General features: G+C 57.0%; 9 protein-coding genes and 2 pseudogenes. 9 read left to right on the forward strand and 2 right to left on the reverse strand.

Going from position 1 to position 13740, the window contains the following annotated elements; translation table 11 throughout:
- Positions 1-23 precede the first annotated feature (23 nt).
- Positions 24-366 (forward strand): annotated as a pseudogene (locus CGL_RS04520) (transposase); the annotation flags it as partial.
- Positions 367-756: 390 nt separating this feature from the next.
- On the opposite strand, the gene dld reads toward CGL_RS04520, so the two are convergent.
- Both dld and CGL_RS04530 read right to left on the reverse strand, forming a co-directional pair.
- Positions 757-2472: a D-lactate dehydrogenase gene (dld, locus tag CGL_RS04525; protein WP_011013960.1), complete on the reverse strand. Its 1716-nt coding sequence runs from the start codon at positions 2470-2472 to the stop codon at positions 757-759.
- Positions 2473-2914: 442 nt separating this feature from the next.
- The gene (locus CGL_RS04530; protein WP_011013961.1) at positions 2915-4072 is read right to left on the reverse strand and encodes a DNA methyltransferase; all 1158 of its coding nucleotides are present in this window, start codon (positions 4070-4072) and stop codon (positions 2915-2917) included.
- An 826-nt stretch (positions 4073-4898) separates the two neighbouring features.
- Between CGL_RS04530 and CGL_RS04535 the strand changes: the two are divergent.
- The 8 genes and pseudogenes from CGL_RS04535 to CGL_RS04570 all read left to right on the forward strand — a co-directional run bounded on the left by CGL_RS04535 (position 4899) and on the right by CGL_RS04570 (position 13737).
- Positions 4899-6091: pseudogene (locus tag CGL_RS04535) on the forward strand (IS3 family transposase).
- Positions 6092-6370: 279 nt separating this feature from the next.
- Complete coding sequence (locus CGL_RS04540; protein WP_011013963.1) at positions 6371-6730, forward strand: Cd(II)/Pb(II)-sensing metalloregulatory transcriptional regulator CmtR; 360 nt, start codon at positions 6371-6373, stop codon at positions 6728-6730.
- Positions 6688-7326: a cadmium resistance transporter gene (locus CGL_RS04545; RefSeq protein ID WP_197526092.1), complete on the forward strand. Its 639-nt coding sequence runs from the start codon at positions 6688-6690 to the stop codon at positions 7324-7326. Before CGL_RS04540 ends, CGL_RS04545 begins: the two co-directional genes overlap by 43 nt.
- Positions 7327-7882: 556 nt before the next feature.
- Positions 7883-8716, forward strand: coding sequence for a TatD family hydrolase (locus CGL_RS04550; RefSeq protein ID WP_011013965.1), 834 nt, complete (start codon positions 7883-7885; stop codon positions 8714-8716).
- A 170-nt stretch (positions 8717-8886) separates the two neighbouring features.
- A complete protein-coding gene (gene rpf2 / locus CGL_RS04555; RefSeq protein WP_003858490.1) occupies positions 8887-10011 on the forward strand; it encodes a resuscitation-promoting factor Rpf2 in 1125 nt (374 codons plus the stop codon).
- A gap of 36 nt (positions 10012-10047) precedes the next feature.
- Positions 10048-10929, forward strand: a complete 882-nt coding sequence (rsmA, locus tag CGL_RS04560; protein WP_011013966.1) for a 16S rRNA (adenine(1518)-N(6)/adenine(1519)-N(6))-dimethyltransferase RsmA — start codon at positions 10048-10050, stop codon at positions 10927-10929.
- Positions 10926-11861, forward strand: a complete 936-nt coding sequence (locus tag CGL_RS04565) for a 4-(cytidine 5'-diphospho)-2-C-methyl-D-erythritol kinase (RefSeq protein WP_011013967.1) — start codon at positions 10926-10928, stop codon at positions 11859-11861. Before rsmA ends, CGL_RS04565 begins: the two co-directional genes overlap by 4 nt.
- A 40-nt stretch (positions 11862-11901) precedes the next feature.
- Positions 11902-13737, forward strand: a complete 1836-nt coding sequence (locus tag CGL_RS04570; protein ID WP_011013968.1) for an ABC-F family ATP-binding cassette domain-containing protein — start codon at positions 11902-11904, stop codon at positions 13735-13737.
- The last annotated feature ends 3 nt before the right edge of the window (positions 13738-13740 follow it).

Below are 13740 nucleotides of genomic sequence, written 5' to 3' on the forward strand. Positions count from 1 at the left end.
GCTGTCTCAAAAACTTGACGAGCGCAACCTGGGGGATCTACCAGCGGATGATCGCGGCCTACCGCGAGAAGGACCGATCCCTCGGCCGCGCGGCGATGGAGGCGCTCATCGACGCCGTCAGCCAAGACGTCCCCGCCGGGCTGGACGAGTTGCGCAAGCTCGGTCGGACCCTGAAGGCTCGCGCCACCGACGTGCTGGCCTACTTCGAGCGGCCTGGCACCAGCAATGGCCCCACAGAGGCGATCAACGGACGCCTGGAGCACCTGCGCGGCTCGGCCCTGGGCTTCCGCAACCTGACCAACTACATCGCCAGATCCCTGCTCGAGTTCCGGCGGATTCAGACCTCAACTACACCCTCATCTGTGAAGAGCCGCTTTAGACATCCCTCATCGTCACGGACCACTATGAACGATGTCCCGACTCACCTATGAACGATGTCCTGAACCTACACACCTTCAGCTCCACCAATATGTTCAGGCAATGTGTTTCAGCAATAGCCTCCGGGCTCGTCGATGTGGCCGGTGGCGAGGATTTCGCCGGTGTGCCGGCCGTCGCGGGTCAGCTGACGGCGTGAGGCGATGACCCGTTCTCGGACCGGGCGTGGCCCTCGCCGCCACGCGATTCTATGGCCTGCCCAGCCTCTGACCGATGTCTCGACTCATCCGTCCCGGTGGACCTAGGGAGTCGAGCCCTAGGTCCACCCGAGATGGATAAGACATCGCTCAGGCTCTCACGGCGTCGCGCTACCTTGGGGACTTAGGCCCAGTCCTTGTGCGGCGACGTGCCGCCGATACCGGCGTTGAACGTATTCGTCGGATCGAGCTCCTTGAAGTGCTCTTCCATGGACTCCGGCAGCTTGTAGATGCGACCGTAGTTGTGCTCGGCGGGCAGCTTCGCGCCGCGCTCCTCCAGCAGGTGCTGGATGCGGTCGTGCAGCGCCTCGAGATCCACGCCCTGCTTGGCGACATAGTCCTGGTGCATCACATGGCAGAAGAAGTGCCCGTAATACGCCTTGACCTCAAGCTGGTCGTCGATCTCCTCCGGCAGCACCTCGAGCCAGTTCCAATCGTCGCGACGCAGGGCCACATCGATGGGGATGAGCCCTGCGATGTGCCGGCGCTTCAACGCGGCGTAGCGAGTGGCGGCACTGGCCGCGCCGAACCGGTTGAGCGACGCGCTCTTTTCTTCATCAGACGTGCAGATGAAGAACTCACCAGTGTGCTCGGGCTCTGCGAAGAACTCCTTGAGCATCTTCTCGCTCGCGGCCTTCTGCGACTCGCTGACGGTGAGCAGCAGGTGATGCTCGAAACGGTTGCGGTACTCCATCATGCGCTTGGGCAGCTGGTTGGGCAGCACGCTGAACATGGCTTGCGATACCGTGTCGGCGAAGGTCGGACCAATGCCGGGAATCTTCGAGAACAAGCCGTTGGCCCACGTCTTGAACGAGAACATGCGCGTCTGCAGCGCTGGACTCATGAACTTCAGGAAGACGAAGGTGTCTTTGCCGTACTTCTCGGCCAAGTCGAAGGCACTGCGGCCCATGTACTCACCAGAGATAGGCAGCGGCATGTCGGCTTCGAGGAACAACCGACGGATCTCTTCGAGCTCGTGCGTGTTGTTCGTGCCGATGTAAAACACGGTCGGGTGCACTTCGCGAGGGAAGGTGCGGGTGCGCACCGCGAACACCATCAGCTTGCCGGCCGAGCCGGAAGCCTCGAACAGGTACTCGGGGTTCGCATTGTAGCGAGCAGGCGAAGGCACGATCTTGCGCAAGTGCTCGGCGTACTCGGTCTCGTTCGAGTCTTCGGGAGCTGGGGTGACATCCTCGGGAGACCACTCGCCGCGCTGTAGACGGTCGAGTGCGACCTCAGGGTCGTCTCCGAGCGAGATGCCCAGGTGATTGACCAGCTCGACCTTGCCGTCGTCGTTGACGCGGGCGAAGATCGCTTCGCGCGTGAATGCCGGACCCTTGCGAATCTGGCTGCCGCCCGAGTTGTTCGCGATGCCGCCGATGACCGAGGCGCCGATTGATGTCGACCCGATCACCGAGTGCGGCTCGCGCTGGTGCTTGGCGAGCGCGTCGGTCAGGTGTGTCAGCGGGGTGCCCGCGAGCGAGATCGCCTCGCGCGCGTCGTTGATGAGGTGCACCTCATCGATGCGGTGAGTCGAGATGATCACAATGGGGCGATCGTAGTCTTGGAAGCCGGGGCCGGATCCACCAGTCAGGCCCGTGTTCGATGCCTGCGGGATGACGATGAGGTTGTTGTCGACGGATACCTGCAGCGCCCGCCACATCTCGACCAGCGTGCCGGGGCGCACCACGGCGAAGACTGGTCCTCCGCCGAATCGATAGCCTTTGCTGAATGGCATCGTGGCACGCTCAGAGGTCAGTACATGTTCGTCGCCGACGATTCTCTTGAACGCATCGATCGCTTCGTGCGAAGTCGTGGTGGTCTGTCCTGGTTGCGTCATCTCTAAGCTTCCTATATTCAGTTGCATCACAAGCGCGTCATGATGCTGAGGGGATGTCGCCTTGATCCGAGCTAGTCCGCGGTCGTTCATTTTTTGATGGGCGGGGAAACGAGCCAGGGGGACGACGTCTGCGACCGTCTGCCCGGAAGCTCGCTACGGCGTCCAAGGAGTGTGCGTGTGCGTATGCATGTGCATACGCGCATCCTCATTGTACAAGATGCGCATCAGATAGTTTCGGACCGCGGTACTTTCGGACTCCGGTAGGTTCGGACCGCGGTACTTTCGGACTCCGGTAGGTTCGGACCGCGGTACTTTCGGACTCCGGTAGGTTCGGACCGCGATAGTTCGGACCGCGATGTCGGCCACTGCCCTCACCCCATAGATCGACGCAGCAATCAGACTCGCCTAGCGCCGCTTGAACCGTCCCAGGTTTGGTGGCTCTTCACAGATGAGGGTGTAGCGCGTAGTCAAGGATCGAACGGCGTGGCGCTGCCCGGGTAGGCCCCTCCTTCATGTCCCGCCTAATAGGCCAGATCGGCGTCAGGCCATCCTGCGGACTGAAGTCAGGAGTTTCGTCAAGTGGCAATGCTTCGCCCGCGTGGCTGAGTCGCCCAGTCGACTCATCGAACCACACCGGATAGAACATATCTTTACGGTCAGCTCGAAGCGAGTCGTCGCCCGACCGCAAGAGCCCCTTCCATCGAGGCCTCTGCAGTTCCCCTTCAGCATCGGCCATGTCTCGATGCGTCAGAAGGTCGTCATCGACCGAACCGATTCGCGCGTCAGGACCAAATACAAAGAACGCATACTCTTCGACCCTCGAAAGATATCCCTGAGTAACGCCTTTAGGGTTGTTGACAATTGTGACGAGTTGCCGCGTAGATTCCGGGAAGAGCTGATCTAGCAACACGCCCAAACGGTTTACTTCATGCTCATCGATAGTTGCCACAAGAGTAGCATCGCTACGCATGAGCTCCCGACAGATCTTCAACCGTCGCTCCATGAACGCCAGCCATTTCGAGTGTCGATAGTCGTCATCACTCGCGACGTAATCGTTGTCGTACTTCCAGTCCCTCGCCCCGGTGTTGTACGGCGGGTCGATGTAGATGGCGTCGATGGAATGCCGGTGCGTATAGGTCAGCATCTCCAGCGCGTGGTAGTTCTCAGCGTTGACGACCGTGTGGAACGGCTTGTCGCCGCCCCGCTCAACCCTGCCTGTCTCCACCAGGCCGGGGTAGATGCGATCCCGGAACTCCGCGACGACCACCACGTCGTCGGCAAGCACTGCCCGAGTCTCGGGTTCTTCGACGTCGAGCTCCGCGAGATGAGCCACACGCTGCCCGTCGACGCACTCGATCCGAGTTGTCCGCCACAGCCGTTGGTCACCTGCCTTTGTCCCCCCTCGCGGAGGCAGCACCCGCACCTTGTCGCCGCGACGGACGACCCTGCCGGGCAGCTCGACAGCCTCAGGCTGATGCTGCTCAAAGACGAGCCCGAAGGTGCGACGCTTGGTCAGCGCAGCGACCTCGGCTTCCAGGTCAGTACCAAGTTGCGCGTCCGCCTTGCGCACCTGCCGCAGCAGTTCCGTCAGTCTCGACACGGATAGGGCTCCTTCGTCATCATCCGTAGCGCGTCCGGGCTATTTCTTACTTCCAGACGTAAGTCCCGTCCGGAACTCCACCACGTGATCCTTCAACCTGTATGCAACTAATCTAGCCAGTTTAGGACTAACAAGAATTTCTCTCTTGATTTACAAATACACATATATTTGTGTATTTGTAAATCAATCTTCGCACTCGTTAAGGTATCTGACTACTGATTGCTCTACGATTTCTTTCATCGTGCGATGTTCTTTAAATGCCTGTAGTTTCAACCGTCTATGCACACTGGTGGTCATGCGGACATTGAACATAGTGCTTTCCTCAGTCTTGGAGGCGGAATTGGTATCGACAAACGCTTCAACAATGGAGCGGCGCTGGTGGGGTTTCCCCGGCCCAAGACTCAACTTTGCAACAGCACCTTATTAAGTGCCCTAGAGTTATTCAGCCTTAGGGCACCGCTCTATTTCTTACGGCATTTCCCACTTTTCTCAATGGCTTAAAGAGCATGAAACCGCAGGAAACCGTTGTATTTCTGACGTGCGACCACATTATGTAAAAGACTCACCTGTCAGGGATCTATCTCCTTGTAGAGGAACTATTCCAGTCTTCTTTAAAAACACTTATGATCGCTGTGATCAGGTAATTTAATGAAAAAACTTATAGCGTTAAAACGTGATGATTTTTTGACGTCAAAAAGTTTTAGCACTATAACGTTATGACGTTTTAGTGCTAAAGTGTGGCTTGTCAGATTCGTGTTGGTCGTGCGCCCGTATGGTGATTTGAGACAGGGTTTAGGAGAATTAGTTCCATGTCGAATCGCACGTCATCTTCACCGAAGAATTCAAAGCAGGAGCTGTGCAACTCGTCGTATCCTCAGGGCGCTCGGTCAAGGAAGTGGCCACCGAGTTGGGTATCAAAGAAGGAACACTGAGCGCGTGGGTAAGAACCTGGAGGGCCGAGCATCCAGACGCCGGTGTGGATGAACCAGGCCCAGTCGAATGGGCGAAATACAAGGCCCTGCAGGCTGAGAACGCCGCGTTGAAACGGGAAAACGAGTTTTGGGGAAAAGCCAGCGCCTTCTTTGGAAGCCGAAGCACCTGTAGAGGATCTCTCAGCGTTCATCGAGCAAGAGAAGGCGTCGTTTCCCATTACATGGATGTGCAGAAAGTTGGGTGTGTCCAGAGCGTCGTATTACCGGTGGGCCAAGCCTGCGGGTCTGACTCCGACAGCCATAAGGCATTTAGAACTCAGGGCTGAGGTTGCCCAGGAGTTTGAAAAAAGCAACCAGATGGCTGGCAGGGATCAGCTGACCACGTTGCTCAACCAGCGTGGTGTCAAAGTTTCTACTGGGACTGTGGGATCAATTATGAACGAATGAGGAGTGCGTGTCAGACGAATGCGGGCCTGGAAGAACACCACGGTCAGTGACCCTTTCTGCCCGGACCGAGCATATTAAAAATCATATGCTCGATAGCCACGGGAAACGAGACTTTACCGCTACCGTGCCTGGGACCAGGCTCGTTGGTGACATTACGTACTTAAAGACGGGTTCCGGGTGGCTGTATGTGGCTACCGTGATCGATTTGGCTACGCGGATGGTGGTGGGGTGGTCTATGGATTCTAATATGCGCACACCGTTGGTGATCAATGCGCTGGCTATGGCGCGTGATCATGGGTGTCTTCATCCTGAAGGCGCAATTTTTCACTCCGATAGAGGATCGCAATACACCTCCGAGCAGTTCCAGACATGGTGCGCCGGCAACAAGATCACCCAATCCATGGGATTGACCGGGGTGTGTTGGGATAACGGAAGTCGCGGAGAATTTTTTCTCACATTTGAAGACCGAAATGTATCACCACTATGATTTTGAGAATCACCTGTCGGACCGAACCGCGGTGATGGAGTACATCGAGGGGCAGGTCACAACCGGCGCCGCCCGCATAGCAATAACCAGGGGCTCTCACCGGCTAGTGCTTTGACCGCATATCAGCAGCAGTATGGATTAGCAGCAGCGTAAGAAGAAAAATCAATCAAGCTGTCTCAAAAACTTGACGAGCGCAGGGTGTCCCACTTCCTAGGAAGTGGGACACCCTGATCGGTACGTGGGCCGCCGCTGGTCTGGGCCGGAAGCTGCCGGCAATAGCCCTCACCTTTAAATCACGTCGGGAACACCGCCAACTAGGCAGCCGCTTCCTTCCTGCGCAGTGAAGGCCTCAGCCTGAAAGTGCAGACGACCTCTGGCAACGACGCCACCCCATGTTGAAGTTAGTTCAGCAACAGCTGTATAGTTCAGCGCATGCTGACTATTGCTTCTCGTCTAGACGTGATGAACCGGTTGGGTCGGGCCATGGCGGATCCGACTCGTTCCCGCATTCTCCTGGCGCTGCTGGAGGGGCCGGCCTACCCGGCCGCTCTCGCCCAGGATCTGGAACTGACGCGCTCGAACGTGTCGAACCATCTCGCCTGCCTGAGGGACTGCGGAATTGTTGTTGCCGAACCGCAGGGGCGACAGACCCGCTACGAGATCGTTGATGCTCATCTGGCGCAGGCGTTGAACGCGTTGCTGGATATCACCCTGGCCGTCGATGACAACGCCGAATGCATCGACGCCGGATGCGCCGTACCTGGGTGTGTCACTGGACAGGAGAGTGCGTAGTGGCAACCGGTCTACTGTCGGCGATTGGTCTGTTTATCGCCACCAATATCGACGACATCATCGTGCTCTCGCTGTTTTTTGCCCGCGGGGCGGGGCAAAAAGGGACCACGCTTCGGATTCTGGCTGGTCAGTACCTCGGCTTCATGGGCATCCTCGCGGCCGCAGTCCTGGTCACGCTGGGGGCAGGAGCATTCCTACCTGCTGAGGCGATCCCGTACTTCGGACTAATTCCCCTGGCCCTGGGACTATGGGCGGCCTGGCAGGCCTGGCGAAGCGATGATGACGACGATGATGATGCGGAGATCGCCGGGAAAAAGGTGGGTGTGCTGACCGTCGCCGGTGTGACGTTTGCCAACGGTGGCGACAATATCGGCGTCTACGTCCCGGTCTTCCTCAACGTGGACACTGCCGCCGTCATCATCTACTGCATCGTTTTCCTCGTCCTGGTGGCAGGCCTGGTCCTGCTGGCAAAGTTCGTGGCCACCCGCCCGCCCATCGCAGAAGTCCTTGAGCGCTGGGAGCACGTGCTGTTCCCGATCGTCCTGATCGGCCTGGGCATCTTCATCCTCGTCAGCGGCGGCGCCTTCGGCCTCTAATAAGCCCATCCCGAGCGCCCGGGTGGCCTATCCAGGTGTTGCCATCGGCGTCGACTGAACCGCCATTCGAAGCCGCGGAAAAACCGCCAAACGAAGCTGCAAGTCACAATTTCCGCTGTTTCATTAAGCACCAAACCATTAGTTTTGATCCCCGATTGGAATAGCTAATAACCCTATTAAGACAGAGAACGGGCATGCCATGCTGTGGCATCTACAAAGTTCTGTGCTGTGAATGCAAGGTCAGGTCCGTCTGTTTTTCATTGGGTGTACAAGCTCAATCACTATTCGCATGAAACTTCCTTACTTCGGATAAGCTGGGTTTAGTGCTGATGTGACACGTGTGAAATGCAGTTATGTCACAAAGCAGTTATGTCACAAAGCAGTTATGTCACAAACTATCGAGTTGCAACGCCATCTTCTTGTTGCCCAACGAAACGGATCTTAACTAGAAGAGCCAGGTCTTGTTTATTTCGGCTACTGATTCAGTAGCTGCGCTCCGATAGGATTCTTAGTTTTCAGTTCAGTATCTTTGAGCCACGGCTAGAATGTGAATCCTATGTCTAAGAAGAAGCCTCGCCCCATTCCGGTTCCTGCCCAATTTATCCCTGGTCTCATTGATGCGCATACACATTTGGCATCGTGTGGAGGAGATCTTGCAGGGTTGGTGGAAAGGGCCAAGGAGGCGGGCGTCGAAAAGCTTTGTACCGTCGGTGATGGTTTGGCTGAGGCCGAGCTTGCGCTGGAGGCCGCGCAACAGTTTGGCAATGTGTTTGCTGCGTGTGCGATTCATCCGACGAAGGCTGATCAGTTGGATGGGGCTGCGCGTGCGCGGCTGACGCAGATGGCGGCGGATCCGAATTGTGTGGCCATTGGTGAGACTGGTTTGGATTCGTATTGGATCAAGCACGATCCAGAGGACACGGCGGCGTTGGATGTGCAAGAGGAGGCGCTGCGCTGGCATATTGATTTGGCAATTAGTGCGGATAAGCCGTTGATGATTCACAATCGTGAGGCGGATGCTGATTTGATGCGAGTGTTGGCGGATGCTCCACCTCCAAAAGATACGATTCTGCATTGTTTTTCTTCGCCGTTGGACGTGGCGAAGGAAGCGTTGGATCGTGGATATGTGTTGAGTTTTGCGGGCAATGTGACGTTTAAGCGTAATGAGGAGTTGCGGGAGGCTGCTCGTATTGCGCCGATTTCCCAGATTTTGATTGAAACCGATGCGCCGTATATGACGCCGGAGCCGTTTCGGGGGAGTAGGAATGAGCCGTCGTTGATTGGTCATACGGCGCTATGCATTGCGGAGGTTCGGGGGATGGCTGTGGAGGATGTTGCGGCGGCTTTGAATGAGAATTTTGATCGCGTTTATGGGGTCACAAATCTATAACGTGAGGTAGCTCACAGTCAATCTGTTGGCCGTGGTCAGCTGTGGGGGTTGTGGTGGGTGTGACTGAAGTTTATGAAGTTGCACGCCACGGCGTTTTGGTGATGGACGGGGGTAGTTTGTTACCGTATTGTGACTAATTGTTAATTCCCCCGAGAGCGAAGAAGTTTTACATGGCGCCCCATCAGAAGTCACGGATCAACCGGATCAACAGCACCCGCTCGGTGCCGTTGCGTTTGGCTACCGGTGGCGTGCTCGCCACCTTGCTTATCGGCGGAGTCACCGCTGCAGCTACCAAAAAGGACATCATTGTTGATGTCAACGGCGAGCAGATGTCCCTAGTGACTATGTCCGGCACTGTTGAAGGTGTGCTGGCGCAAGCTGGTGTGGAACTTGGTGACCAGGACATTGTTTCCCCTTCACTGGATTCATCCATCAGTGATGAAGACACTGTGACTGTTCGTACTGCCAAGCAGGTGGCGCTCGTGGTGGAAGGTCAAATCCAAAACGTGACCACCACTGCGGTTTCCGTGGAGGACCTCCTGCAGGAAGTCGGTGGCATTACCGGTGCTGATGCGGTGGACGCTGATCTTTCAGAGACCATCCCAGAATCTGGTTTGAAGGTGAGTGTTACCAAGCCGAAGATTATTTCCATCAATGATGGTGGCAAGGTCACTTACGTTTCTTTGGCAGCTCAGAACGTACAGGAAGCCCTAGAGCTGCGGGATATTGAGCTGGGTGCTCAGGACCGCATTAATGTGCCTCTGGATCAGCAGCTGAAGAACAACGCTGCGATCCAGATCGACCGCGTTGACAACACCGAAATCACTGAAACTGTGTCTTTCGATGCTGAGCCAACCTACGTGGATGATCCAGAAGCTCCAGCTGGCGATGAAACTGTGGTCGAAGAAGGCGCTCCTGGAACCAAGGAAGTTACTCGCACCGTAACAACCGTTAATGGTCAGGAAGAATCTTCCACGGTGATCAATGAAGTTGAAATCACCGCAGCAAAGCCAGCAACCATTAGCCGTGGCACCAAAACTGTCGCTGCAAACTCCGTGTGGGATCAGCTGGCACAGTGTGAATCCGGCGGAAACTGGGCAATCAACACAGGTAATGGCTTCTCCGGCGGCCTACAGTTCCACCCACAGACCTGGCTCGCATACGGTGGTGGAGCTTTCTCCGGTGACGCTTCCGGTGCAAGCCGTGAACAGCAAATCTCCATCGCAGAAAAGGTTCAGGCTGCACAAGGTTGGGGAGCATGGCCTGCTTGCACCGCAAGCTTGGGCATCCGATAGTAGAAATCTGGCATCCAATAGGTAGATTGGGATGCTATGGAAGAACCCTCAGGTGCACAGCTGCTCGGCCCGGTAGAAATCCGTGCGCTGGCAGAAAAGCTCGACGTCACACCAACTAAGAAGTTGGGGCAGAACTTTGTTCACGATCCCAACACGGTGCGTCGCATTGTTGCTGCGGCAGAGCTCACCCCAGACGACCACGTGGTGGAAGTTGGCCCTGGTCTGGGCTCTCTGACCCTTGCCCTGGTGGAATCTGCTGCTTCAGTAACTGCGGTGGAAATTGATCCCCGTTTGGCTGCGGAATTGCCGGAGACTTTTCAGTGGCGCGCGCCGGCCCTTGCTCACAAGTTGAGCATCGTGCTGAAAGACGCCCTGAAGGTTCAACAATCCGATATGGCTGTTCAACCCACCGCCTTGGTGGCTAACTTGCCGTACAACGTCTCTGTCCCTGTCTTGTTGCACATGATGGAGGAGTTTCCCACCATCAACAAGGTGCTTGTCATGGTGCAGGCAGAGGTTGCTGATCGTTTGGCTGCGGATCCAGGATCGAAGATTTATGGTGTGCCTAGCGTGAAGGCGTCCTTCTACGGTCCAGTTACTCGCGCCGGGTCGATTGGTAAGAATGTCTTTTGGCCAGCTCCAAAGATCGAATCCGGTTTGGTGAAGATCGTGCGCGAAGACACCGCGTGGAAGCAGGACGATGAGACGCGTAAGAAGGTGTGGCCGATCATTGATGCTGCTTTCTTGCAGCGCCGTAAAACCCTAAGAGCTGCGCTTTCTGGACACTACGGTTCTGGCCAGGCAGCTGAGGAAGCTTTGCGGGCCGCTGATATTGATCCAACGCTTCGTGGCGAAAAGCTTGATGTCACTGACTATGTGCGCCTAGCTGGGGTGTTGCAGCAAAAGGATGAGAAGTGAAAATTACCGCTAAGGCGTGGGCGAAAACCAACCTGCATTTAGGTGTGGGACCGGCTCACGACGATGGATTTCACGAGCTCATGACGGTGTTTCAAACCATTGATCTGTTTGACACCGTCACCTTAACCACCCTCGATGAGGAGTTGGTGGAGGAGGGGAGCGTCGTCAAGCAATTATCTGTGACCGGTGCCCGTGGCGTGCCTGAGGACGCCAGCAATCTTGCGTGGCGCGCTGTGGATGCGTTGGTTAAGCGGCGCGCGGAAAAGACGCCGCTGTCTGCAGTTTCGCTGCATATTTCCAAGGGGATTCCGGTGGCTGGCGGCATGGCTGGCGGCTCTGCGGATGCGGCTGCGACACTGCGCGCAGTGGATGCCTGGATTGGGCCTTTCGGCGAGGACACATTGCTGGAGGTTGCCGCGGAGCTCGGCTCAGATGTGCCGTTTTGCCTGCTTGGTGGCACCATGCGCGGTACCGGTCGCGGCGAGCAGCTGGTAGATATGTTGACGCGCGGCAAGCTACATTGGGTGGTGGCCGCGATGGCGCATGGCCTGTCCACGCCTGAGGTATTCAAAAAGCATGATGAGCTGAATCCGGAATCGCATATGGATATCAGCGACCTCAGCGCCGCACTTCTCACCGGCAACACCGCCGAGGTGGGGCAGTGGCTGCACAATGATCTGACCAGCGCCGCACTCAGTTTGCGCCCTGAACTGCGCAGCGTCCTCCAAGAAGGCATCCGCTCCGGCGCGCATGCAGGAATTGTCTCCGGCTCCGGCCCGACCACGGTATTCTTGTGCGAATCGGAGCACAAAGCGCAAGACGTTAAAGAGGCGCTAATCGACGCCGGCCAGGTGTACGCTGCTTACACCGCCACCGGCCCTGCGGCCTCAACCGCCGACCAGCGCGGCGCACACATTTTGACTGTTTCATAATAAAGACAAACTTAAGTATCGGAGTCGAAGAAAAACCACAATGGCCAATCTGATTAATCTCGAGAACGTCTCCAAAACCTGGGGATTAAAAACGCTTCTCGACGGTGTCTCCTTAGGTGTTCAAACCGGCGACCGCATTGGCGTCGTCGGCCTCAATGGTGGCGGAAAAACCACCCTGCTGGAAGTACTTACTGGCATCGAAAAGCCGGATCAGGGCCGTGTGTCTCACAACTCTGACCTGCGCATGGCTGTGGTGACGCAGCGTGCTGAACTCAATGATGACGACACCGTCGCTGACGTGGTGCTTGGACCTTTGGGTTTGGAAGTTTTCGAATGGGCATCAAACGCCACGGTGCGCGACGTCCTCGGTGGCTTGGGCATTGTCGATCTTGGCCTTGACACCAAAGTGGGCAACCTTTCCGGTGGCGAGCGCCGACGCACCAACCTGGCCGCCGCGCTGGTTCGCGACCTTGACCTGATCGTGCTCGACGAGCCCACCAACCACCTCGACGTGGAAGGCGTGCAATGGTTGGCGTCCTACCTGCTGTCACGCCGCATCGCCATTGTTGTGGTCACACACGATCGCTGGTTCCTCGACACAATTGCCACCACCACCTGGGAAGTTCACGACGGCGTGGTGGACTCCTACGAAGGCGGCTACAACGACTGGACCTTCGCCCGCGCCGAACGCGCCCGCCAAGCAGATGCCATTGAGCAGCGCCGTCAAAACCTCGCGCGTAAAGAACTCGCATGGCTGCGCCGCGGTGCACCAGCACGAACCTCAAAGCCTCGATACCGCATCGAAGCCGCCGAAGCTTTGATCGCAGACGTGCCAGCACCACGCGACAAAGTCGAGCTCATGGCATTTTCCAAGTCCAGGCAAGGCCGCGTTGTCATTGAACTTGAAGACGCCACAGTAGCCACCCCTGATGATCGCATCCTGGTAGAAGACCTCACCTGGCGTTTGGCTCCAGGAGAGCGCATCGGTCTTGTCGGCGTCAACGGCTCCGGCAAAACCACCCTGCTGCGCACCCTTGCCGGCGAGCAGCCACTTCAGGCAGGCAAACGCATCGAAGGCCAAACCGTCAAACTGGGATGGCTCCGCCAGGAACTCGATGACCTAGACCTCAGCCGCCGACTCATCGACTGCGTTGAAGATGTCGCTTCCTACGTGATGATGGGCGACAAGCAGGTCTCCGCTTCCCAATTGGCAGAACGCCTCGGATTCTCACCCAAGAGGCAACGCACCCCAGTTGGTGACCTGTCCGGTGGTGAACGCCGCCGACTCCAACTCACCCGCGTGCTCATGGCCGAACCAAACGTGCTGCTCCTCGACGAGCCCACCAACGACCTGGACATTGACACCCTCCAAGAGCTGGAATCCCTTCTCGACGGATGGCCAGGCACCATGGTGGTTATCTCCCACGACCGTTACCTCATCGAACGCGTCACCGACTCCACCTGGGCACTCTTCGGCGATGGCAAGCTCACCAACCTGCCAGGCGGAATTGAAGAGTACCTGCAGCGACGAGCAGCGATGGCCGCGGCCGAAGACAGTGGAGTGCTGAACTTGGGTGCGGCCACGCAGGCTGGAACCTTTTCTGCTGCAACAGAGCAGGCTGCCACTTCTGTGGAAAGTTCCGGAATTTCTTCCCAAGAACGCCACCGCATCACCAAGGAAATGAACGCCCTGGAGCGCAAAATGGGCAAGCTTGACCAGCAAATGGACAAGCTTAATCAGCAGCTCGCTGATGCAGCGGAGGCCATGGACACCATAAAGCTCACCGAGCTGGACACCAAGCTCCGCGCAGTGCAGGAAGAACACGGCGAGCTGGAAATGCAGTGGCTGGAACTCGGCGAGGAAATCGAGGGCTAGTTC

The sequence above is a fragment of the Corynebacterium glutamicum ATCC 13032 genome, from assembly GCF_000011325.1.
Lineage (GTDB): Bacteria > Actinomycetota > Actinomycetes > Mycobacteriales > Mycobacteriaceae > Corynebacterium > Corynebacterium glutamicum.

Excerpts from the sequence above, each read along its gene's own strand:
- dld (WP_011013960.1), bottom strand. The coding sequence starts at position 2,472 with ATGACGCAACCAGGACAGACCACCACGACTTCGCACGAAGCGATCGAT.
- CGL_RS04540 (WP_011013963.1), top strand. The coding sequence starts at position 6,371 with ATGCTGACTATTGCTTCTCGTCTAGACGTGATGAACCGGTTGGGTCGG.
- CGL_RS04545 (WP_197526092.1), top strand. The coding sequence starts at position 6,688 with ATGCGCCGTACCTGGGTGTGTCACTGGACAGGAGAGTGCGTAGTGGCA.
- CGL_RS04550 (WP_011013965.1), top strand. The coding sequence starts at position 7,883 with ATGTCTAAGAAGAAGCCTCGCCCCATTCCGGTTCCTGCCCAATTTATC.
- rpf2 (WP_003858490.1), top strand. The coding sequence starts at position 8,887 with ATGGCGCCCCATCAGAAGTCACGGATCAACCGGATCAACAGCACCCGC.
- rsmA (WP_011013966.1), top strand. The coding sequence starts at position 10,048 with ATGGAAGAACCCTCAGGTGCACAGCTGCTCGGCCCGGTAGAAATCCGT.
- CGL_RS04570 (WP_011013968.1), top strand. The coding sequence starts at position 11,902 with ATGGCCAATCTGATTAATCTCGAGAACGTCTCCAAAACCTGGGGATTA.